The sequence below is a fragment of the Tateyamaria sp. LSS28 genome, from assembly GCF_059611725.1.
This window is the reverse complement of record NZ_JCAPFI010000001.1, coordinates 140,819-161,767: the sequence shown is the minus strand read 5'-3', so window position 1 is coordinate 161,767 and position 20,949 is coordinate 140,819. Positions and strand designations below refer to the sequence as shown.

The 20,949-nt window shown below is 60.5% G+C and carries 20 protein-coding genes and 1 tRNA gene; 13 read left to right on the top strand and 8 right to left on the bottom strand.

Annotated features, from left to right (window positions below; genetic code table 11):
* Positions 1 to 40: 40 nt before the first annotated feature.
* Positions 41 to 871 carry a prephenate dehydratase gene (locus tag AC53L6_RS00890; protein WP_299208554.1) on the bottom strand — a complete coding sequence of 277 codons (831 nt, stop codon included), beginning with the start codon at positions 869 to 871 and terminating at the stop codon, positions 41 to 43.
* A gap of 138 nt (positions 872 to 1,009) precedes the next feature.
* Between AC53L6_RS00890 and AC53L6_RS00885 the strand changes: the two genes are divergently transcribed.
* From AC53L6_RS00885 to AC53L6_RS00865, 5 genes are all read left to right on the top strand, one after another.
* A complete protein-coding gene (locus AC53L6_RS00885; RefSeq protein WP_496906465.1) occupies positions 1,010 to 1,513 on the top strand; it encodes a c-type cytochrome in 504 nt (167 codons plus the stop codon).
* 190 nt (positions 1,514 to 1,703) lie between these two features.
* A complete protein-coding gene (locus tag AC53L6_RS00880) occupies positions 1,704 to 3,656 on the top strand; it encodes an extracellular solute-binding protein (protein ID WP_496906464.1) in 1,953 nt (650 codons plus the stop codon).
* Positions 3,657 to 3,660: 4 nt separating this feature from the next.
* A complete protein-coding gene (locus AC53L6_RS00875) occupies positions 3,661 to 4,752 on the top strand; it encodes a microcin C ABC transporter permease YejB (RefSeq protein ID WP_496906463.1) in 1,092 nt (363 codons plus the stop codon).
* Positions 4,752 to 5,933: an ABC transporter permease gene (locus tag AC53L6_RS00870; RefSeq protein ID WP_496906462.1), complete on the top strand. Its 1,182-nt coding sequence runs from the start codon at positions 4,752 to 4,754 to the stop codon at positions 5,931 to 5,933. Before AC53L6_RS00875 ends, AC53L6_RS00870 begins: the two co-directional genes overlap by 1 nt.
* Entirely contained in the window at positions 5,933 to 7,510 is a 1,578-nt protein-coding gene (locus tag AC53L6_RS00865; protein ID WP_299599838.1) for an ABC transporter ATP-binding protein, read from the top strand. Before AC53L6_RS00870 ends, AC53L6_RS00865 begins: the two co-directional genes overlap by 1 nt.
* Positions 7,511 to 7,566: 56 nt before the next feature.
* Here the strand turns inward: AC53L6_RS00865 and AC53L6_RS00860 are convergent, their stop codons facing one another.
* Complete coding sequence (locus AC53L6_RS00860; RefSeq protein ID WP_299599837.1) at positions 7,567 to 7,803, bottom strand: DUF6552 family protein; 237 nt, start codon at positions 7,801 to 7,803, stop codon at positions 7,567 to 7,569.
* Between the two features lie 225 nt (positions 7,804 to 8,028).
* Between AC53L6_RS00860 and AC53L6_RS00855 the strand changes: the two genes are divergently transcribed.
* Both AC53L6_RS00855 and AC53L6_RS00850 read left to right on the top strand, forming a co-directional pair.
* Positions 8,029 to 8,904, top strand: coding sequence for a LysR family transcriptional regulator (locus AC53L6_RS00855; RefSeq protein WP_496906461.1), 876 nt, complete (start codon positions 8,029 to 8,031; stop codon positions 8,902 to 8,904).
* Positions 8,901 to 9,710 carry a M90 family metallopeptidase gene (locus tag AC53L6_RS00850; RefSeq protein WP_496906460.1) on the top strand — a complete coding sequence of 270 codons (810 nt, stop codon included), beginning with the start codon at positions 8,901 to 8,903 and terminating at the stop codon, positions 9,708 to 9,710. The genes AC53L6_RS00855 and AC53L6_RS00850 overlap by 4 nt, the downstream gene beginning before the upstream one ends.
* Here AC53L6_RS00850 and AC53L6_RS00845 read toward each other — a convergent pair.
* A complete protein-coding gene (locus tag AC53L6_RS00845) occupies positions 9,707 to 11,152 on the bottom strand; it encodes a D-alanyl-D-alanine carboxypeptidase family protein (RefSeq protein WP_299701914.1) in 1,446 nt (481 codons plus the stop codon). The genes AC53L6_RS00850 and AC53L6_RS00845 overlap by 4 nt on opposite strands.
* A 207-nt stretch (positions 11,153 to 11,359) precedes the next feature.
* Positions 11,360 to 12,058, bottom strand: coding sequence for an HAD family hydrolase (locus AC53L6_RS00840; RefSeq protein ID WP_496906459.1), 699 nt, complete (start codon positions 12,056 to 12,058; stop codon positions 11,360 to 11,362).
* Positions 12,059 to 12,168: 110 nt separating this feature from the next.
* Between AC53L6_RS00840 and clpS the strand changes: the two genes are divergently transcribed.
* From clpS to hemF, 4 genes are all read left to right on the top strand, one after another.
* Positions 12,169 to 12,522, top strand: a complete 354-nt coding sequence (gene clpS / locus AC53L6_RS00835) for an ATP-dependent Clp protease adapter ClpS (protein WP_299208534.1) — start codon at positions 12,169 to 12,171, stop codon at positions 12,520 to 12,522.
* Positions 12,523 to 12,531: 9 nt separating this feature from the next.
* The gene (locus AC53L6_RS00830) at positions 12,532 to 13,515 is read left to right on the top strand and encodes a class I SAM-dependent methyltransferase (RefSeq protein ID WP_496906458.1); all 984 of its coding nucleotides are present in this window, start codon (positions 12,532 to 12,534) and stop codon (positions 13,513 to 13,515) included.
* A gap of 4 nt (positions 13,516 to 13,519) precedes the next feature.
* The gene (locus AC53L6_RS00825; protein WP_496906457.1) at positions 13,520 to 14,323 is read left to right on the top strand and encodes an SDR family NAD(P)-dependent oxidoreductase; all 804 of its coding nucleotides are present in this window, start codon (positions 13,520 to 13,522) and stop codon (positions 14,321 to 14,323) included.
* A 66-nt stretch (positions 14,324 to 14,389) separates the two neighbouring features.
* Complete coding sequence (hemF, locus tag AC53L6_RS00820) at positions 14,390 to 15,283, top strand: oxygen-dependent coproporphyrinogen oxidase (protein WP_496906456.1); 894 nt, start codon at positions 14,390 to 14,392, stop codon at positions 15,281 to 15,283.
* 215 nt (positions 15,284 to 15,498) lie between these two features.
* Here the strand turns inward: hemF and AC53L6_RS00815 are convergent, their stop codons facing one another.
* Both AC53L6_RS00815 and hemC read right to left on the bottom strand, forming a co-directional pair.
* Positions 15,499 to 17,085 carry an acyl-CoA dehydrogenase family protein gene (locus tag AC53L6_RS00815; RefSeq protein WP_496906455.1) on the bottom strand — a complete coding sequence of 529 codons (1,587 nt, stop codon included), beginning with the start codon at positions 17,083 to 17,085 and terminating at the stop codon, positions 15,499 to 15,501.
* Positions 17,086 to 17,222: 137 nt separating this feature from the next.
* On the bottom strand, positions 17,223 to 18,179 hold the full coding sequence (gene hemC, locus AC53L6_RS00810) for a hydroxymethylbilane synthase (protein WP_496906454.1): 957 nt from the start codon (positions 18,177 to 18,179) through the stop codon (positions 17,223 to 17,225).
* Between the two features lie 66 nt (positions 18,180 to 18,245).
* Here hemC and hemE point away from each other — a divergent pair, with 66 nt between their 5' ends.
* Together hemE and AC53L6_RS00800 are read left to right on the top strand one after the other, a co-directional pair.
* Entirely contained in the window at positions 18,246 to 19,295 is a 1,050-nt protein-coding gene (gene hemE / locus AC53L6_RS00805; RefSeq protein ID WP_496906453.1) for a uroporphyrinogen decarboxylase, read from the top strand.
* Between the two features lie 47 nt (positions 19,296 to 19,342).
* Positions 19,343 to 19,419, top strand: a tRNA-Met gene (locus AC53L6_RS00800).
* A 232-nt stretch (positions 19,420 to 19,651) separates the two neighbouring features.
* On the opposite strand, the gene AC53L6_RS00795 is transcribed toward AC53L6_RS00800, so the two are convergent.
* Together AC53L6_RS00795 and AC53L6_RS00790 are read right to left on the bottom strand one after the other, a co-directional pair.
* On the bottom strand, positions 19,652 to 19,891 hold the full coding sequence (locus AC53L6_RS00795) for a hypothetical protein (protein ID WP_496906452.1): 240 nt from the start codon (positions 19,889 to 19,891) through the stop codon (positions 19,652 to 19,654).
* A 155-nt stretch (positions 19,892 to 20,046) separates the two neighbouring features.
* Positions 20,047 to 20,949: an SDR family oxidoreductase gene (locus AC53L6_RS00790; protein ID WP_496906451.1), complete on the bottom strand. Its 903-nt coding sequence runs from the start codon at positions 20,947 to 20,949 to the stop codon at positions 20,047 to 20,049.

Here is a 20,949-nt window from a genome sequence, read left to right as displayed (position 1 = left end):
GACCCATGCGGGTCAAAGGCGCCCGCCCACCGACCCGTGATCAATCCCGACCGGGCGCTGCTGGGTACACCCCAAGGATGTCGAGCCGGTTGGTGAAGTAGTCCAGCTCCTCAAGTGCCCGTGCCAGCTCAGGATCGTCGGGGTGTCCCTCGACATCGGCGTAAAACTGCGTGGCCGTAAATGCGCCACCGACCATGTAGCTTTCCAGCTTGGTCATGTTCACGCCATTTGTCGCAAATCCACCCATGGCCTTGTAGAGCGCAGCCGGAATGTTCCGCACTTCAAAGACAAACGTGGTGATCATGGTGTCGGCGCGGCGCGCCGTGTCCTTTTTGGGCGCCATCAGCAAGAAGCGCGTGGTGTTGTGCCCTTGATCCTCGATATCGCGGGCAAGGACATTCAGACCGTGAATATCCGCAGCCACCGAAGACGCCAGTGCGCCGACGCCCCTCTCGCTTTCCCTTGCGATGGCGGCCGCAGCACCTGCACTGTCTGGCGCTGCCTCGGCCGCAATACCATGCGTATCAAGGTAAGCGCGCGCCTGCGGGATCAAAACGGGATGTGCGCGAACAAGCGAGATATCGTCCAGCGTCTGACCCGGAAGGGCCATCAGCGCGATCCGCACCCGAACAAACGCCTCATCCACGATATGCAGGCCACTTTGGGGCAGCAGGCGATGGATATCGGCCACGCGCCCATAGGTGGTGTTTTCCACCGGAAGCATAGCCATGTCAGCGGCGCCATCACGCACGGCGGCAATAACATCTTCGAAGGCATGGCAGGGGACCGGAGTGGCATCTGGCCGGGCTTTCAGAACGGCTTCGTGGCCGTAGGCGCCCAGATCACCCTGGAACGCAATCCGTGTCGACATCGTTTGTCCTTTGCTGCCGGGCCGCTGCACTTCGGTCGGGCAGGGCGATTGGTCGCGCTTTCTATACCTTGCCAGTGACAAGGGGAAGCCGTAGATACCCGCCGGAACAATATCAAAAGCCACGGAATCGGAAGCCAAATGTTCGACACCATGACCTTTACCAAGATTGCGGCCAGCCTGTGTGGTGCGTTGCTGGTGCTTTTGCTCGGCAAATGGGCCGCGGAAGAGCTGTACCATGTCGATGGTCACGGCGAACAAGCGTATGTCATCGACACCGGCGCTGACGAGGGTGCAGAAGAGGTGGTCGAGGTGGCCTTTGCAGACGTTTACGCAGCCGCGGATGCAGGGGCAGGTGCACGCGTTTTCCGTCAGTGCAGCGCGTGTCACAAGCTTGAAGCCGGTGCAAACGGTGCGGGTCCCTACCTGCATGGTATTGTCGGACGCGCGGTCGAGGCCGCGGATGGGTTTGGTTACTCGGGTGCGTTGAACGCAGCGGTTGACACCTGGACACCTGAGCACTTGAACGGGTTCTTGGAAAACCCGCGCAGCTATGCGCCCGGCACGTCCATGGGCTACAACGGCCTGCGCGACATCGAAGATCGCGCCAACCTGATTGCCTATCTCGAAACCATCAAAGACTGATTGTTTCAAAATCTAACCAAGTCAAAGCCGCATGCACCTCGCCTGCGGCTTTTTTCTTGCCAATTGTTTCAATGATCTCACATGCCGGGCATCGTGATCACGGAATCTCAAGTTGCATATTGGCATGTTGGGCATTTAGCTTACCTCCAACGACAAGACGGCCCTGAATGCCACGAACAGGAGAGTACCAATGCAACCCAACCGCAGACATGCCCAAGCACGGGCCCGTGTAAGTAAGACGCGGGACAAACACATCCTGTGGGGCGGTCTGACGATCCTTGGCTTGTTGGTATCGCTGGCTCTGTCCGGCACGGCGCGGGCGGAAGGGGATGAGAACATCATCTCGTCGCACGGGTACTCCTTCTATGGCGATCTGACATATCCAGCGGACTACCCGCATTTCGACTATGTGAATCCGGATGCCCCCAAGGGCGGTGAATTGGCGATCGCCTTTGTCGGGACGTTGGATTCCATGAATCCCTATGCGCGTCAGGGCCGCGCACATGCTTTCTCAATCTTCATGTATGAAAGCCTGCTGGGCGAGGCACCGGGCGGCGGTGCGGCCCCGGCAGACACCTACGGTGAATACTACTGCCTGCTCTGCGAACGGCTGGAGTATCCAGAAGACAAATCCTGGGTCAAATTCTACATGCGGCCCGAGGCACGCTTTTCGGATGGCACACCGGTCACGGCACACGACATCGCCTTTAGCCACAACTTGCTGCTGGATCAGGGGTTCAAGTCCTACGCAGATGCGGTGCGCAAGCTGATCCCCAAGGTCGAGGTGATTGATGATCACACGATCAAATTCTACTTCACCGACGGCGTTTCGCGCCGGACGCTGATCGAACAAGTGGGGGGCGTGCCCGCGTGGTCCAAGAAGTGGTACGAGGAAACAGGCGCCAAGCTGAACGAAACCCGTCTCGACATTTCGCCGGGTTCTGGCGCCTACATGGTCGATAACGTCGATATCTCGCGCCGTATCGTACTGAAGCGCAATCCGGATTATTGGGGCGACGGCCTGCCGTTCAATGTGGGGCGGAACAATTTTGACAGCCTCCGGGTTGAAATGTTCGGCGACAGCGCTGCTTCGTTCGAAGCCTTCAAGGCAGGCGAATACACCTTCCGCGCCGAAGGCGACAGCCGTATCTGGGCCACGCAATACGACTTCCCCAAGGTGCAATCAGGTGCCGTAGTGCAAAAGGAACTTAGAGACGGCGCGCCGCCCACGCCCACCGGTATCATCTTCAACCTCGCCTCGGACCCGTTGAAAGACCGCCGCGTCAGAGAGGCAGTGGCGTTTGGCTACAATTTTGAATGGACCAACGAAAGCCTGCAATATGGCCTATTCAAACAGCGCGCCTCCTTCAGCCAAGGCACGCCCGTCATGGCCACCGATGCGCCAACGGGTATCGAGTTGGAGATTTTGCAGTCTCTGGGCGACATCGTACCAGAGGAGATGCTGACAGAACCCGCGCGTATGCCACATACATCCAATCCCGAAACCCTGCGCGACCGCCGCAACCTGCGCAAGGCCATGCGCTTGCTTGATGATGCAGGGTGGGAGGTCGGCAGCGATGGGTTACGTCGCAATGCAGATGGTGAAAAATTGACGCTGAATTTCCTGTTCAACAGCTCCGCATCGCCAACGCTGACCGGTGTTATGGAGAATTTTGTGTCGAATGTGTCCGATATGGGCATCGACATCACGTTGGAACGTGTGGACCCATCGCAATTCACCTCGCGTGAGCGCGACCGCGATTATGACCTTATCTATGACAGCTATTCGGCCTTTATCGGTACAGGTACGGGACTTGAGCAACGGTTCGGGTCCGAGGACGCTGCGTTTTCCCTGTTCAACCCCGCCGGACTCGCCAGCCCATTGATCGACAAATTGATCGCAGTGTCTCTGCGGGCAGAAACGCAAGAAGAAGAAACCGCGTCAATGATGGCGCTTGATCGAGCGCTGCGGCACGAGTTTTTCATGGTGCCCGTCTGGTACAACCCAAACCACTGGGTCGCCTATTACGATATGTACGAACATCCGCCGGTCATCCCGCCTTACAACCTGGGCTACCTCGATTTCTGGTGGGTGAACGAAGACAAGGCCGCTGCCCTCAAAGCGTCCGGCGCGCTGAGGTAAGGCAATGGGCCCCTATATTCTGCGACGGCTGCTCTTGGTCATACCGACCTTGCTGGGCATCCTTTTGGTCAACTTCACCCTGACACAATTCGTGCCCGGTGGTCCTGTGGAACAAGCCATTGCGCGGGCCCAGGGTGGGGGCGACGTCTTTGGTGGGTTTGCCGGGGGCAATAATGATGCGGGAGCCGACGAACTCGATACCGCATCCGACAGCACCTATGTCGGCGCGCGCGGGCTACCGCCTGAGTTCATCGCGGAACTGGAACGCGAGTTCGGGTTCGACAAACCGCCCATACAGCGGTTTCTGAATATGATCTGGAACTATGCCCGGTTCGACTTCGGGGACAGTTACTTCCGATCTATCAGCGTTGTGGACCTGATTATCGAAAAACTACCCGTGTCGATCACTCTGGGGCTCTGGTCCACGCTTATCGCCTATCTCGTGTCGATCCCGCTCGGCATCCGCAAGGCCGTCAAGGACGGCACGCCATTTGATACCTGGACGTCCGGCGCCATCATCGCGGCCTACGCCATCCCCGGCTTCCTCTTTGCCATCCTGCTGCTCGTGCTCTTTGCGGGCGGCAGTTACTTCCAGATATTCCCGCTTCGCGGCCTGACCTCTGACAACTTCGATGACCTCAGCGCCTTGGGCAAAGTGGTCGACTATTTCTGGCACATCACTCTTCCGGTGCTGGCAGGTACAATCGGGGCCTTCGCCACGCTGACTCTGCTGACCAAGAACAGCTTTCTGGACGAGATCAAGAAGCTTTACGTGATGACCGCACGCGCCAAGGGCCTGTCAGAGCGCCGCGTGCTCTATGGCCACGTCTTCCGCAACGCCATGCTGATCGTGATCGCGGGTTTCCCTGCAGTGTTCATTGGCGTCTTCTTTGGCGGCTCCCTGATTATCGAAACCATCTTCTCGCTCGATGGGCTTGGGCGGCTCGGGTTCGAGGCGGCGGTGGCTCGCGACTATCCGATCGTTTTCGGCACGCTCTACATCTTTGGCCTCATGGGGCTGCTTGTGGGTATCATCTCGGACTTGATGTACGTGCTGGTCGATCCCCGCATCGACTTTGAGCGGAGGGAGGGCTGATGGCGATGCCAGACCCCGTGACCGATACGGACACCCCGCCAACCGCAGTGGTGCCAGCCCCGCGCCGACCTTTCTTCTCCCTGTCGCCGCTGAACCAGCGTCGTTGGCGGAACTTCAAGAAGAACCGCCGCGCCTACTGGTCCCTCTGGATCTTCTCGATCCTGTTCGGACTGTCGCTGGTGGCCGAACTGATCGCCTACGATAAACCGATCCTCGTACGGTATCAGGGCGAATTCTACACCCCGATCTGGAACTTCTACCCGGAAACCGCCTTTGGTGGCGACTTCCGGACCGAGGCGAGTTACCGCGATCCCGAGGTCGAGTGCCTGATCGTATCGGGCGGGCTGGATACGTGTTTCGATGACCCTGAGGGCGTGATCGAAGACGCGCAAGACGGTGAAATCGACGGCGAAGCGATCACCAAGGGCTGGACCATCTGGCCCCTCATTCCCTACAGCTTCGACACCGCTGTGGACCGCCCGGGTGCTGCCCCGCTGGCACCCAATGGAGAGAACCTGCTTGGTACGGACGGGACCAAGCGCGATGTGTTGGCACGCGTGATCCACGGTTTCCGGCTGTCTGTCCTGTTCACTCTGGTTGTCACGGGGGCCAGTGCGTTCGTCGGCATTATTGCGGGCGCGATCCAGGGCTATTTCGGCGGACGCACCGACCTGATCTTCCAACGGATCATCGAGATATGGTCCTCCACCCCTAGCCTCTATGTCATCATCATCATGTTCGCGATCCTGGGGCGAAGTTTCTGGCTGCTCGTGTTCCTTCTGATCCTCTTTGGCTGGACGGGCCTTGTGGGTGTGGTGCGCGCAGAATTCCTGCGCGCCCGGAACCTCGAATATGTCCGCGCGGCCCGGGCGCTGGGCGTCAGCAACCTGACCATCATGTTCCGGCACATGCTGCCCAACGCCATGGTGGCGACGCTGACGATGCTGCCGTTTATCATCACGGGCACCATCTCGTCCCTGGCCGTGCTCGACTTCCTCGGGTTCGGCCTGCCGTCTTCTGCCCCCTCGCTTGGGGAACTGACGCTGCAAGCCAAACAGAACCTGCAAGCCCCGTGGCTTGCCTTCACCGCCTTTACCGTGTTCGCCGTGATGCTCAGCCTGCTGATCTTCATCTTCGAAGGCATCCGCGACGCGTTCGACCCAAGAAAGACTTTCTCCTAATGGCGCTACTCCAAGTCAAAGACCTGTGCGTCGGCTTCCGCCAGGACGGGCAACTGACCGAGGCGGTCAAGGGCGTGTCCTTCCATGTGGACCGGGGTGAGACGGTCGCGCTGGTGGGCGAGTCCGGGTCGGGGAAATCGGTGTCGGCCCTCTCCACCGTATCCCTGCTGGGCGACAGCGCTGAAGTCACCGGCTCCGTCACCTATGACGATCAGGAAATGATCGGGGCGGACGAACGGCTGCTGCGCAAGGTGCGGGGCAATGACATCTCGTTCATCTTTCAGGAACCCATGACATCGCTGAACCCGCTGCATACGATTGCCAAGCAATTGGGGGAAAGCCTCGCTCTGCATCAGGGGATCGCCGGGGATGCGGCGCGCGCGCGCATTCTCGAACTTCTGGACAAAGTCGGCATCCGGGACGCAGAAAGCCGTCTCAATGCCTATCCGCACGAACTGTCGGGCGGGCAACGCCAGCGCGTCATGATCGCCATGGCGCTGGCCAACAAGCCGGACGTCCTGATCGCCGATGAACCTACGACGGCGCTTGATGTCACCATCCAGGCACAAATCCTCGATCTTCTGGCGGATCTCAAGGCGGCCGAAGGCATGGGCCTCCTGTTCATCACCCACGATCTCGGCATCGTGCGGCGCATCGCGGATCGCGTCTGCGTCATGCAGAATGGCGAGATCGTGGAAACCGGCCCGACGAAAGAGATTTTCGACGCGCCCAAGCACCCCTACACACAGAAGCTGCTCAGCGCGGAACCGACGGGTCAACCGTCTCCCGTGCCTCAGGACGCGGAACTGGTGGCCGAGACAGAACACCTCAAAGTCTGGTTTCCCATCACTGCTGGTCTTCTGCGCAAGACGGTCGGTCATGTGAAGGCGGTGAACGACGCCACCATCAGGGTACACGCGGGCGAAACCGTGGGCATCGTGGGTGAAAGCGGATCGGGCAAGACCACGTTGGCGCTTGCCATCATGCGGTTGATCTCGTCCGAGGGGCGGATCGTCTATATGGGGCAGGACATCCGTGCGTGGTCCGTGCGCGAGCTGCGGCGGTTGCGCAAGGACATGCAGATCGTATTCCAGGACCCGTTCGGGTCTCTGTCACCCCGGATGACGGCGATGCAGATCATTGCCGAAGGGTTGGGTGTACACGGCATTGATGATGGGCGCAGCGCGCGCGAGGTGGTGGCCGAGGTGATGACCGAGGTGGGCCTCGATCCCATGACCATGGATCGTTATCCACACGAGTTTTCCGGCGGTCAGCGCCAGCGCATCGCCATTGCGCGCGCCATGGTGCTGCGGCCCAAGTTGGTGGTGCTGGACGAACCGACCTCAGCCCTCGACATGACGGTGCAGGTACAGATTGTTGAGCTGTTGCGCGGGTTGCAACGAAAATACGGGCTGGCCTTCCTGTTCATCTCGCATGACCTCAAGGTTGTACGCGCGATGAGCCACAAGATGCTGGTGATGAAACAGGGGGATATCGTTGAACAGGGCGTGGCCGAGGACCTGTTTGAACGGCCCCAGACCGACTACACCCGCCTGCTTTTGCAAGCCACGCATTGACGGAGGGCGACGTGCGTTGCCCCGGTTGGGTCAACGACACCCCGCCCACCGTCTCTTCAGGCCAAGGCCAGTCCGATCACCATGGCGGCCAATGCGATGACATGGATCAGCGTCATCGCCATGTCGTTCCAGCGCCAGCCCACGATCAGCCAGCCGATCAGCCCGGCCAGGAACAAATACATGTTCAGGGGCGCCAGCCCGATGGCCGTTGCGCCATAGCCGAAGATCTGGATGACCGACGCGCCCCATTTGATCGTGTTCGTCTCGGTTGAGCGCCGCACGAGCGCGTTCATAGCCGTTCCAGATCGATGCATTTGGTGCGTTTGCCTTGCCACCAGCGGGTTTTGGGGAGGTTAACCCGGATACAGCGCCGTTGGCGGGCTGCTGTCATGAAAGTTTGAGCATAGATGTTGAGCATGGAACACCTCTTGGGCGGTTAAGGAACATGATTATATATTGATCCATCGCGCTCCTTATGCGACTCAATTGGAATACTCATGTGTAAGCTGAACTGACATATGGAATGGCGCAGCCTTCCCCCTCTGGCGGCCCTCCGGGCCTTTGCCGCTTATGTGGATACGGGCAGCGTGGTTGAGGCGGGGCAGGCGCTGTCGGTCAGCCATGCCGCTGTCAGCCAACAGCTTCGCGCGCTTGAGGCGCATTTGGGTGTGAGCCTCTTTGATCGCTCGGGGCGGGCCATGCGGTTGACCCCCGATGGAGAAATTCTGGCCCAAGGCTGCGCTGACGGTTTTGCCAGCATCACCCGGGCCGTGGCACTTGTAACCGGGGCAGAGGCGGCGCGCCCGCTGCATATCTCGCCCACGCCCAGCTTTGCCTCTGCCTGGTTGATGCCGCGCCTGTCCGAGTTCCGGGTGAAACATCCCGAGATCAACCTTGTGCTCAACCCGACATCGGACATCGTGGAGTTGTCGCCGGGCGGTGTCGATCTTTCGATCCGCTATGGCGTTGGTGGATGGGATGGGCTCGACAGCGAGCTTCTGGTCCCGACATCGATGGTGGTGGTCGCGGCCCCCGACCTTGTTGCCGGGCGCGATGTGTCCGACCCGTCCAGCCTTGGTGCATTGCCGTGGCTGGAAGAGATCGGGACCACGGAAAGCTCGAGATGGCTGTCCCAGCGCGGTGCTGCTGATATGCCAAGGGGCCCGGTGACGCAGGTGCCCGGAAACCTCATGCTTGATGGTGCGCGAGACGGGCAGGGGCTTGCCGTCACGGTTCGCAACTTTGTGGCTGCTGACATCGCAGCCGGACGGCTGGTTGTCCTGCACGAGGATGCGGTCGATGGCGCCGGGTATCATCTCGTTACGCGCCCCGGCGTTCTGCGCCCTGCGCTGCGAGACTTTATTCGATGGATCAGAAAGGCGGCGAAAGAATGATCCTGTTTCTCGGGCTTCTCACACTGATCGGTGGTGTGCTGGCGTGGCGCGCATGGTCGAAACGGCAGTGGCAGCAAGAAGTGCTCGCCTCGCGCCTGACAGATGCCGAATGGCGTATCATCCGGGTGCAGGTGCCCCTGATCCGCAAACTGCCCCCAACGCTCAAGGAACCGTTCGAGGGCAAGGTGGCGCTCTTCCTCAACCAGGTCGATCTGGTGGGTTGCGACGGGCTTGAAGTGACGGACGACATCGCGCTCAGCATTGCAGGGCAGGCGGCTCTGCTCGTTGTGGGGACGGATGCCTGGTACAAGAACCTGACGACCGTGCTGATCTATCCCGGCGCGTTCAAATCCAAACAGACCACGCAGGATGGCTATGTTGTGACCCAGGAAGAGGTGGTGCGCCTCGGCGAAAGCTGGTCACGCGGCCCCGTTGTGTTGTCGTGGCGGGACGTGCAGCAGGGCGGGCTGAACGACAACGACGGACTGAATGTGGTGCTGCACGAATTCGCGCACCAACTGGACGACCTGTCGGGCCAGACCGACGGTGCCCCGCCCATGGCAGAAGGCCAAAGCTTTGCCCGCTGGGCGCAGGTGATCGTCGAAGCCTATGACCGCCATGTCGCCAACACGCAGGCCGGACGCCGCACGGCCATCGACGCCTATGGTGCCACCAGCCATGAAGAATTCTTTGCCGTTGTGGTCGAACTGTTCTTTGAAAGGCCGCACGCGCTCATGGCCGCAGAACCAGAGGTTTACGAACAGTTGTCCAAGCTGCTGAACGTTGATCCAGCCAATTGGGCTTAGGATTGCGGCCCGATCATGAAGCAGGTCATGTTGCGCGATTGCAGGCGACGACAGGCCAGATCGGCCCCATCACGGGTCATGCCCATGAAATTGGCGTCAAACCCGGTGGGCCGGCGGACGACCTTGCGCAAGCTGCCATCCAGCGATGACATCTCGGTCAATGCCGTCTGCAACAGCACCTTCTCGGCCTTGTAGCGGCTGCCATAACGACCCACGTTCACACCCCAATGGCGGCCCCCGGACGTGGACACACGGGTCACGACCTCGGGTTCTGCTTTCAACGCAACCTGGGTTGGTCGCGCTTCTGGGCGGACTGTCGGTGCCAACGCGGCAGAGACCGCAGTGGCGGCCGCTGGTGCCGTTGTCTCGGACACTTGCGCCGCGACCAGAGCGGTCTGGATGTCATCCGGCAAAACGGTCGAGGCGACTGGCGCTTCTGCCACCAGAACAGGGGCCGCGCTGCCAGGACGCATCTTTGGGCGATAGCTTGTCTTGACCGCGCCGCTCAGGCGAATGATCTTGCCAGCACCTCGTGGGGCATCCTGGTTTCCTGCAACGATGATGGGCTCATCCCCGGGCACATAGCTGGGTTTGGATGGTTTGCGCAGCGGCGCACGGCTGGGCGCACGGCGGAACCCAAGGTCCAACAGCTCTGCAACCTTGGCATTGCGCGACGCGGTGGACTTGCCGCCAAAGACGGTTGCGATGATGCGCTCATTCCCACGTTCGGCCGACGCAACAAGGTTGAAACCGGCAGCACGGGTGTAACCGGTCTTGATCCCGTCCGCGCCCTTGTAGTTGGCCAGCATGCGACGGTTCGTGTTGTTCACTGTGGCGATCCCCGCATTGGTCGAGGTGCGCGAGAACAGGTTGTAATACTGCGGATAATCATACAGCAGGTGCCGCCCAAGGGTCGACATGTCGCGGGCCGTGGACATATGGCCACTCTCGGTCAGACCATGGGCGTTCTTGAAGGTCGTGCGGGTCATGCCCAACGATTTGGCCGTCCGGTTCATGCGGCGCGCAAACGCGGCCTCGGATCCTGAAATGGCCTCGGCAATGGCCGTGGCCGCATCATTGGCCGACTTCACGGCAGAGGCGCGGACCAGATAGCGCAGCTTGATGCGCGATCCTGACCGCAAGCCCAGTTTCGATGGCACCTCGGCGGCGGCCTTCCTTGAAACCTTCACCTCGGTGTCCATGGTGATCTCACCCCGCTCAACGGCCTGAAAGACGACGTAAAGCGTCATCATCTTGGTCAGCGATGCGGGGTGCAACTGCGTGTCTGCGTTGCGAGAATGCAGTACTTCACCCGTCCGGGCGTCCATTACGAACGCCGCGTAAGGTGCAGCCATGACAGAGGCGGGCACAATGACCACCATCCACAACAATGCAAAAATAATAAGCCCTAGCCGGGCCGGCTGTGCGCGCCGAACCTTCACGGTAAACCTGCCTATGTCTGCCTCTGGCCGTCGATTATTCGACTGACCTTTTTTGTAATTGCCGCGAAGCTAGCACAGGTCGCAGTTTCGATAAAGTGTTGATGCGGCTCACGTTTCCGTTTTTCTGCACTCGCATCAAACAACATGTGGGGGATGCGGCAACGCATGGCCCCAAAAGGGCGATTGTGGCAGGAATGTGGCGGCGGTCTACCGCCGCGTTTTCAGAAAGTCGGACAGGGCGCCCAAATCAGGCAAGGCCGCGTATCGCGGGTGTCCTTCGGGGGCATCGGCAGCCTCCAGATCCCAGGCCAGATCATGGGGCACAAAAACACCGAAACCGCCCGCATCGATCATCGGGCGCACATCGGATTTCATCGAATTGCCAATCATCATGCCGCGGTCTGCGCCACCAAAACGGTCGAATATGCGGGCATAGACAGCCGGGGTCTTGTTCGACACGATCTCGACCCCGTCAAACAGATCACCCAAACCGGATTGCGCCAGCTTGCGCTCCTGGTCCAGCAGATCGCCCTTCGTGATCAGCAGAACGGGGCCATGTTCCTTAGCCCGGGCGACGGCCTCGTCTGCATGGGGCAACAGGTCAATGGGATGGCGCAGCATCTCCTGACCGGCCGCGATTAGATCGCCAATGACATCCCCGGGCACCCTGTTCTCGGTGACCTCAAGCGCCGTTTCGATCATCGACAGCACAAAACCTTTGACGCCAAAGCCATAATGCCCAATGTTGCGTCGTTCGGCAGCCAGCAATTGCGCATCCAAGTCCGGCACATCTGCGTGCGGGGCCAGCAGCTCTGCAAACCGCTCCTGCGTCAGCTTGAACACGCGCTCATTGTGCCAAAGCGTGTCGTCTGCATCGAACGCGATACACGCGGTTTCAAAGCCCATTGGGATCACCATGACGCGACATTCCCGCACCGCCCTCTTTCCTAAATACGCGCTTGCGTTATATAGGGTGATCCAAGCTCACCAAGAGATTCCCGTTTATGAGGACGCGCATGCAGTCTGACATGCACATGATGGCACCCAAGTCGGCAGGTCCGGCGGATGAGGATGGCGATACCGCCATTGTCACCGAAACCAAGCCCAAGACCAAGCGCCCGCCGCTCTACAAGGTGCTGCTTTTGAACGACGACTACACGCCCATGGAATTCGTGGTGCACGTGTTGGAACGGTTTTTTGGCCTCAATCACGCGCAAGCGTTCGAGATCATGCTGACCGTGCACAAGAAGGGGCTCGCCGTTGTGGGCGTTTTCAGCCACGAGATTGCCGAAACCAAAGTGGGACAGGTCATGGACTTTGCCCGCAGGCATCAGCATCCGCTGCAATGCACAATGGAAAAAGAGGAATAGGCCGCCTACGTGCTAGGTGATCGTCTGCCTCTGGCGCTCGATGCGATGGACGCATGGGGCGATGGCCTCGTGGCCGTTCTGCACCCGTCCGAGGATGCTGATTTGTCAGCGCTGTCCAAGGACCGCGTGCATATCGTGTCGCCCTTGGTCATGGTGTGCGACCGGTTTGAACGGATGGGCTACACCGTCTCTCCTGAACTGCCCAAAGATACTCGCTTTGCCGCCAGCATCGTCTGCCTGACCCGTGCCCGGGCCGAGGCGCAATCGCTCGTCGCAGGTGCCATGGCACAAACCGATGGCTCGGTGATTGTGGATGGGCAGAAGACCGACGGCGCAGATTCCATGTTGAAAGCATTGCGCAAGCGCGTCGAGGTGGGCGCGCCCATCTCAAAGGCGCATGGCAAGATCTACTGGATGGCCGGTGGTGCCGATTTTTCCGACTGGGCCCGTGGCCCAGAACTGCATCCCGGCGGTTTCTGGACCGCGCCGGGTGTGTTCTCTGCCGACGGGGTCGATCCCGCCTCTGAATTGCTGGTGGGGGCATTGCCCGAAGCGATGGTAGGCACCATCGCCGACCTGGGCGCAGGCTGGGGCTATCTGTCGGCGCACGTCCTGACCCGTGGTGTCAAAGCCGTACACCTTGTCGAAGCACACGACATGGCCCTGCAATGCGCCCGCCACAATGTGACGGACCCTCGCGCGCAGTTTCACTGGGCGGACGCTACCGTATGGTCACCGGCTGAAAAGGTCGATGCGGTCATTATGAACCCGCCCTTCCACAAGTCGCGCAGCGCCGATCCGTCCCTCGGGCGGGCCTTCATTGCCAATGCGGCGCGCATCCTGCGTCCCCACGGGGCGCTGTGGATGGTCGCCAACCGTCACCTGCCCTACGAAGATGCCCTTGCGTCCCATTTCACCAAAGTGGTTGATCTGGACGGCGATGCGCGGTTCAAACTGGTGCGAGCCGAACGGCCAAAGAAAAACAAGGGGTAGCCCCATGTCCTTTTCCATCAATGGCAAGACAGCGATTGTGACGGGTGCTGCCAATGGCATCGGCCTCGCCATCGCGCGGCATTTTGCGGATCGCGGTGCGAACGTGATGTGTGCCGATATGGATGAAAAGCGGCTGCACGCAGAGTTGGGTGATGTCGCGGAAGAGGGGAACATCCGGTACTTCGCCGGCGACCTGCGGCAACGACTGACCATCGCCAATCTGGTCTCGGCCTCCATTGATGCTTTTGATCAGATCGACATTCTTGTGAATGCATCGCGTCAAGTCATGGAAACCGACGCACTGGACACCGAAGACACCTCTGTCGAAACCTTGCTCGAACAGAACCTGATGACCGCCCTGCGGCTCAGCCAGCAGGTTGCGCGTCGTATGATAAAACAGGCCAAGGACAACGAGGAAGCAACCTGTGTTGGGTCCATCGTCAACCTCAGTTCCATCGCCGCGCATCAGACCCGCCCTGAACTGTTGGGATACTCCATCGCCTCGGCCGGGTTGGAGCAGATGACCCGCTCCATGGCGCTTGCCCTGGCGCCGAAACGCATCCGTGTGAATGCCGTTGCCTTCGGGTCGGTCATGTCGGCATCGCTCAAGGCGGCGATCGGCGACAACCCCGACTGGCGTGAGAATATCGAGGGGCACACCCCCCTCCATCGCATTGCCAGCCCGACGGAATTGGTGGATGCAGTGCAGTTCCTGGCATCGGATGGATCAGGGTTCATGACCGGCGAGATCATGACCGTGGACGGGGGCCGCAGCCTGCTGGACCCCGTCGACGCGCCCGCGCATTAGAGTTTGCGCTTGGCCCCGCGGGGACCGTTGGGCTAGAAAACTGTCAACCAAACAGGACAGCGCGTCATGACCGAACAATTCGACAGCCAGAAAACCCGCGCCGCTGCGTGGTTCCGTCAATTGCGGGACGATATTGTTGCTGCGTTCGAAGGCTTGGAGAACAACCACGGCACAGGTCCGATGTCTGATGACGCACCCGGTCGGTTCGAGGTGACAGACACCAAGCGCACGTCCGACGATGGCTCGGACGCGGGCGGCGGGTTGATGAGCGTCATGCGGGGCGGTCGGGTGTTCGAAAAGGTCGGTGTAAATGTCTCGACGGTCTATGGCACGCTGGGTGAACGCGCACAGAATGCCATGGCGGCCCGCAAGGGCATTCCGGGAATGAAGGACGACCCGCGGTTCTGGGCCTCGGGCATCAGCCTTGTCGCCCACATGCAGAACCCGCATTGCCCGGCAGTACACATGAATACCCGTATGTTCTGGACGCCCCATGCATGGTGGTTCGGTGGTGGGTCCGACCTGAACCCGTGCATCGAATATGCCGATGACACGGCGCATTTTCACGCCCAGCAGAAGGCGCATCTGGATCCCCATGGGGACACGCATTACCCGCGCCTCAAGGAATGGGCAGACGAGTATTTCTATATTCCCCACCGTAACCGCGCGCGGGGCGTTGGGGGCATCTTCATGGATGACCATTGCACCGGCGATTGGGAGGCGGATTTTGCGCTGACGCAGGACATAGGGCGAGCCTTTCTGCCTGCTTACGTGCCGCTGGTCGAAAAGCGCCGGGTGCAGGATTGGGACGAGGATCATAAGCACAAGCAGCTTGTGCATCGCGGGCTCTATGCCGAGTACAACCTGGTTTATGACCGGGGCACCAAATTCGGGCTTGAGACGGGGCATGACGCCAATGCCGTGCTGATGTCCTTGCCGCCTTTGGCGAAGTGGGTGTGATTTGTCCCCGCGGGGACAAGGTGTTCGGGGCCTTGTCCGAAGTTTAACCGATCTGTGAGTGTGCCGTGTTTTCAGTGGGTTGAGCGCCGTACGGTGCGATATGCCTATTTTAACCATGCGCGTGGCACCCTCGTGCCCGATGGGGCGCGGTTTCGCGGATGTCGGTGGGCGGCTCTGTTTACGCGGTGCGCAAAGGCGCCCGCCCGCCGACCCGTTCAGCTTTCGAAACTGGCCAGAACGTTTTGAATGTCGAGGTCAGTGGCGCTGCCTGCAATCTGACCGGATGGTGCGTGGATACGGGTGCTGATGAAGCCGTCGGCGACGGCAGAAGGCGCTTGGCGGATCAGAACGGAGGCCGCCAATAGAAATGCTGTGCGTTCGGCAAAGGCGCGCGCCTCGTGTTCGGCAGGCAGGGCGGGCCAGCGGGCGCGGTGGTCTTTGACCGCTTGATCGTAGCGGGCATCCTGGCCGGTCGCACGATCGAGGTCTGCTGTCAGAGAGGCACCGGCCTCTGGCTCGCGTGCCAGCGTGCGCAGGATGTCGAGACAGATCACGTTGCCTGACCCTTCCCAGATGCTGTTGAGGGGGGCTTCGCGGTAGTACATCGGCATAGGCGTATCTTCGACATATCCCATGCCGCCGAGCACCTCCATCGCCTCCAAGGTCACGCGCGGGCACAGCTTGTTGTTGAGAAACTTGGCGAGGGCAACCGCGATGCGGGCAAAGGGGCGCGCTTCTGGATTGTCGAATGCTTTGGCGACGTGCAGCCCGAGATGGGTCGCAGCCTGCCAGTCGAGGATCAGATCGGCCAGCACCGCGCCCATCAACGGCTGGTCGATCAGGGTTTTCTGGAATGCGCGCCGGTGCCGCGCCCAGTGCATGGCGTGGGTCAGCGCCCCGCGCATGAGCCCCGCGGGCGCGATGGCGGTGTCCAGACGCGTGTGGTGCACCATTTCGATGATGGTCTGTACGCCGCCTCCTTCGTCGCCGAGTTGATAGGCGAGGGCGTTGTGATATTCGATCTCGGACGAGGCGTTGGCCTTGTTGCCCAACTTGTCCTTGAGCCGCATGAGGTGGATCGCATTGCGGTCGCCCTCAAGCCAGCGTGGGACCAGAAAGCAGGTGAGGCCCTTGTCTGTTTGGGCGAGGGTCAGGAACCCGTCGGACATTGGGGCGGAGCAGAACCATTTGTGGCCGGTGAGCCGCCAGTGATCTCCTGCGCGTATCGCTTTTGTGCTGTTGGTGCGCACATCGGAGCCGCCCTGTTTCTCGGTCATCGCCATGCCAAGTGTCGCGGATGTCTTTTGATCGATCGGCAGGATGCTCGGGTCATAAGAGCGCGCCGTCAGTTTCGGCACCCAGGTGGCGGCCAGTTCCGCGTCGGCCTGCAGGGCAGGTATAGCTGCATAGGTCATGGTCAGCGGGCAGCAATGACCCGGCTCGACCTGGCTGGCCATGTAGACCATCGCGGCATGTTCCACGTGGCTTCCGCCATCCCAGGCGGTGGCAGCATAGCCTTCGCCTTGGCTGAGCGACATCATCTGGTGATAGGCGGGGTGAAACGAGACCTCGTCCAGGCGCCGCCCACCTGTATCGAAGAGGGTCAGTTCCGGAGTATGCCGATTGGCCGCTTGTCCTGTTGCACGTGTGTCGGTCCGCCCCAATGCCGCGCCGTACTCCGTCAGGTGATCAGGCGCGATCGTCACCAGAATGGGATCGTCTGCAAAAAGGTTCACGTCGCCCAGCGGATCAGGCTGGTTTTCGACCTCATGCGTGGGCAGATGGCGGCGCGGTGTGGGCATGGTGCAAGCGTGCTGTTTTGCCCCTGAGTCGGTCAAGGCCAGACCGCGCTGGCATTCTGTTGTTAGGTTCCGCCTATTGGGGCTCTGCCCCCGGTCTGCGACCTCCCCCGAAGTTTATCTGGCAAAGTGAAATGGGATCAATGCCAGTCGAAGAAGCCGGGGCCTGCGGATTTCAGAAGGTCTTGGGCCAGGTCGGTGCCCATGGTTGCACCATCTGCAACGGGTCCCTGGCGGGTGCCGCTGATCGCGTCCGAGCCGTCCGGGCGCAGGACTTCGCCGGTGAGGGTGAGCGTGTTGCCGTCGAGCGTGGCAAGCCCAGCGATGGGGGTTTCGCAGGAGCCATCGAGCGTAAACAGGAACTGGCGCTCGGCTGCGAGGCGCTGGCCAGTCGGTGTGTCATGGATGGCCGACAGCATCCCGGCTGTATTGGTGTCATCGATGCGCCGCTCGATCCCAATGGCCCCTTGGGCGATGGCGGGCAGCATGTCGGATGCTTCGATGGGCGTGGCTGGCACGTCGGTCATGTTCAACCGGCTGAGGCCCGCGCTGGCAAGGAAGGTGCAGTCTGCCAAGCCATCTGCCAATTTCTGCAGCCGGGTCTGTACGTTGCCGCGGAACTCGACCACGTTCAGGTCGGGGCGCTTGTGCAGGAGCTGAGCGCGGCGGCGCAGGGATGAGGTGCCGACCGTGGCGCCCTCGGCCAGATCGGTGATCCGTGTCAGGCTGTGCGATACAAAGGCGTCCCGCACATCTTCTCGTGGCAGGAACGTGTCGAGGATCAGGCCGTCCGGCTGGACGGTGGGCATGTCCTTGGTCGAGTGCACGGCAATGTCGATGCTGCCCTCGAGCAGGGCATCTTCAATTTCCCGTGTGAAGAGGCCCTTGTTGCCGATTTCCTTGAGCGGGCGGTCCGCGGCGATCATCGAGCGATTGTCGCCTGTCACCTTGATCACCACGATCTCGAACGCCTCTTCCGGCAGGTCGAACGCGCTGCTCAGACGCTGGCGCGTTTCATAGGCTTGGGCAAGGGCGAGGGGCGATCCGCGGGTTCCGATCTTGAGCGGGGCGGATGGAGTTGGTAGGCGCACGGTCATGACTTTATCTTTTAGATGTGTCAACTTATGTTGACAACTGGAAACGAAGAGACAGGGGCGTGTGTGATGAAAGATGGCGGGACCGGCAAGACCATTTTACGGGCTTTGGCGGGTGAGGTGTTGCCGACGCCACCCATCTGGATGATGCGGCAGGCGGGGCGTTACCTGCCTGAGTACCGCGCGACCCGGGCGCAGGCCGGGGATTTCCTGTCTCTGTGTTACAACCCTGAGCTGGCGGCCGAGGTGACGTTGCAGCCGATCCGGCGCTATGGGTTCGACGCGGCCATTCTGTTTGCTGACATCCTGTTGGTGCCGCAGGCCTTGGGGGCTGACCTTTGGTTTGTGACGGGTGAGGGGCCGCGTCTGTCGACCATCACCGATCAGACGGGTGTGGACGCGTTGAAGTCGGAGGATGACATTCACGAGACGTTGAACCCGATCTATGAGACGGTGAAAATCTTGCGGCGTGAATTGCCCACCGAGACGACATTGATTGGATTTGCTGGGGCGCCGTGGACTGTTGCGACCTACATGATCGCAGGTCAGGGCACGCCGGATCAGGGTCCGGCTCATGCGATGCGCGAGGGCGTGCCGGAGGCTTTTGATGCGTTGATGGCGCGGATCACCGCCGCAACCATTGAATACCTCGCTGCGCAGATCGAGGCGGGCGCTGAGGTGGTGAAGATCTTTGACAGTTGGGCCGGGTCGTTGAAGGGCGAGGCCTTTCAGAGATACGCCGTTGCCCCCTGTGCGGAGATCACGGCTGCGCTCAAGGCGCGCTATCCGCACATCCCGGTCATCGGCTTCCCGCGTGAGGCGGGCGAGGGCTATGTCGGGTTTCACAAAGCGACGGGCGTGGATTGCGTGGCGCTGGACAATTCCGTGTCGCCCGAGTGGGCTGCCGCGCACGTTCAGGTGGATGGCTGTGTACAGGGCAACCTTGCGTCGTCGCACATGGTGACCGGTGGTCAGGCGTTGGTGGACGAGACCCGGGCCATCGTGCAGGCGTTTTCCAAGGGGCCGCACATCTTTAACCTGGGCCACGGCATCACCCCGGATGCGGACCCGGACAACGTGTCGCTGATGATCGAAACGGTCCGGTCCACAAAGTCCTGATTTCTGGCTTGACGACTCTAAGGCGCTGGCATAGGTCACGCCTCCATGGCGCGGTAGCTCAGCTGGTTAGAGCGCTCGACTCATAATCGAGAGGTCGGGAGTTCAAGTCTCCCCCACGCCACCACATCCAACCGTTTGGACGAATTGACAGGGTCCGCGCCGTAGAGGGCCCGACTTACGCGCATCGCCTTTGGCGCTACACTGAGTGCGGGAGTTCAAGTCTTCCCCCACGCCACCACGTTCACATGTTTCGGTCCCTTCGACATCACGCCGAGTTATGCCAAACCTGACGTTCGGTGCGGTGAGGCGATGACGGCTGCCAGCCCGAAGCGGACGCCGTTGGAATGGCCCATACGTTAGATATGCAGTCCGAAACCCCTTGCATTCAGGTCACTGACCAGACCGGAATCAAGCCGAAGGCGCCGGTCCAACACAAGCCCGTCCCGGCGGGCTGGTGTTTTGGCGACTGGCCCCGAACAGAATTTCTGTGGAATGTGCTTGGCCAGTATTAAGCGCTGCCGAACCTTTGATGCGACACCACCCCACGGGCTTGTGTAGGACAGGCTCAGTGACAGCTTTGCGGACAATCCGGACATTTGGTTTGTTTGATCAAATGTCCGGATGACTTTGTTAGCAGTCGTTTGTTGAGGTGCATAACGAAGCGGTCTTCCTATACCAACGGTGCTCTATCGTTTGGCGAAACGTCTGCGATTTGGACAATCGAGGTATTCTTGTTTCACGCCATTCCTTCTCAAGCCTTGATTGGACGGTACAGGCCTGCTTTGATGTCAGCGATCAAAGACGGCTCGGATGGGATCCACCCCAAGACCTTGCGGGTCCATGCGCTGGACGCCGAGGTGTCGGAAGCGGCCATGAAGTGGAACCAATTAAAGTACGTCTGCGCCTCTTCGCCGGATTTGGGCGATACCAACAAACCAAGGCTTTGGCCGAGCGCCTCGGCGATGTCCTTGAACGGCACGGCTTCTTCGGCCACGGCATGGTAGTGGACGCCGCCCTCGTTACGCTCCAAAGCCAGGCGATATAGTCGCGCGGCGTCCTGCTGGTGCACGGCACACCAGCGGTTTTGCCCTTCATCGACATAGGCGGCCTCGCCATTCTGCAGCGCGATGTCGGCCAGCATGCGCACAAAGCCGTGGTCCCGGGCGCCGTGAACAGAGGGTGCCAATCGCACTGCGGCAATCTTGACGCCTTTCCGCGCCATTTCTGTGCTCGCATATTCTGTCGCCACACGGGGGTGTGCCATTTCACCTGTGGGGGCGAGGTCGGTCTCGGTCGAGAATGCCTCAGGTGACAGGATTGCAGTGCCCGATGTCACAAGAAAAAGCCGGTCCGATCCAGCCAGTTCCGCGCCAATGGCACGCACAACCTTGGCGTCATGGGCGCAGTTATCGGCGAATTTTGAGAAGTCGTGATTGAAGCCAAGATGGATCACCGCGTCGGCCTTGGCGGCCCCTTCACGCAGGCTCGACAGGTCTTCGAGGCTTCCCCGATGTGGTTCAGCCCCCGCCTCTTTAAGGGCATCAGTTGAGGCATCGGACCTTGCAAGCCCAATGACCGCATGGTTGTTGTCCAGCAACTCGCGAACGACGGCACGACCGACATAACCTGTTGCTCCGGTTACGAATACACGCAT

Excerpts from the sequence above, each read along its gene's own strand:
- AC53L6_RS00825 (WP_496906457.1), top strand. The coding sequence starts at position 13,520 with ATGTCCTTTTCCATCAATGGCAAGACAGCGATTGTGACGGGTGCTGCC.
- AC53L6_RS00795 (WP_496906452.1), bottom strand. The coding sequence starts at position 19,891 with ATGTCCGGATTGTCCGCAAAGCTGTCACTGAGCCTGTCCTACACAAGC.
- AC53L6_RS00885 (WP_496906465.1), top strand. The coding sequence starts at position 1,010 with ATGTTCGACACCATGACCTTTACCAAGATTGCGGCCAGCCTGTGTGGT.
- hemC (WP_496906454.1), bottom strand. The coding sequence starts at position 18,179 with ATGACCGTGCGCCTACCAACTCCATCCGCCCCGCTCAAGATCGGAACC.
- AC53L6_RS00860 (WP_299599837.1), bottom strand. The coding sequence starts at position 7,803 with ATGAACGCGCTCGTGCGGCGCTCAACCGAGACGAACACGATCAAATGG.
- AC53L6_RS00790 (WP_496906451.1), bottom strand. The coding sequence starts at position 20,949 with ATGCGTGTATTCGTAACCGGAGCAACAGGTTATGTCGGTCGTGCCGTC.
- clpS (WP_299208534.1), top strand. The coding sequence starts at position 12,169 with ATGCAGTCTGACATGCACATGATGGCACCCAAGTCGGCAGGTCCGGCG.
- hemE (WP_496906453.1), top strand. The coding sequence starts at position 18,246 with ATGAAAGATGGCGGGACCGGCAAGACCATTTTACGGGCTTTGGCGGGT.
- AC53L6_RS00890 (WP_299208554.1), bottom strand. The coding sequence starts at position 871 with ATGTCGACACGGATTGCGTTCCAGGGTGATCTGGGCGCCTACGGCCAC.
- AC53L6_RS00865 (WP_299599838.1), top strand. The coding sequence starts at position 5,933 with ATGGCGCTACTCCAAGTCAAAGACCTGTGCGTCGGCTTCCGCCAGGAC.
- AC53L6_RS00875 (WP_496906463.1), top strand. The coding sequence starts at position 3,661 with ATGGGCCCCTATATTCTGCGACGGCTGCTCTTGGTCATACCGACCTTG.
- AC53L6_RS00855 (WP_496906461.1), top strand. The coding sequence starts at position 8,029 with ATGGAATGGCGCAGCCTTCCCCCTCTGGCGGCCCTCCGGGCCTTTGCC.
- AC53L6_RS00880 (WP_496906464.1), top strand. The coding sequence starts at position 1,704 with ATGCAACCCAACCGCAGACATGCCCAAGCACGGGCCCGTGTAAGTAAG.
- hemF (WP_496906456.1), top strand. The coding sequence starts at position 14,390 with ATGACCGAACAATTCGACAGCCAGAAAACCCGCGCCGCTGCGTGGTTC.
- AC53L6_RS00850 (WP_496906460.1), top strand. The coding sequence starts at position 8,901 with ATGATCCTGTTTCTCGGGCTTCTCACACTGATCGGTGGTGTGCTGGCG.
- AC53L6_RS00815 (WP_496906455.1), bottom strand. The coding sequence starts at position 17,085 with ATGCCCACACCGCGCCGCCATCTGCCCACGCATGAGGTCGAAAACCAG.
- AC53L6_RS00870 (WP_496906462.1), top strand. The coding sequence starts at position 4,752 with ATGGCGATGCCAGACCCCGTGACCGATACGGACACCCCGCCAACCGCA.
- AC53L6_RS00840 (WP_496906459.1), bottom strand. The coding sequence starts at position 12,058 with ATGGGCTTTGAAACCGCGTGTATCGCGTTCGATGCAGACGACACGCTT.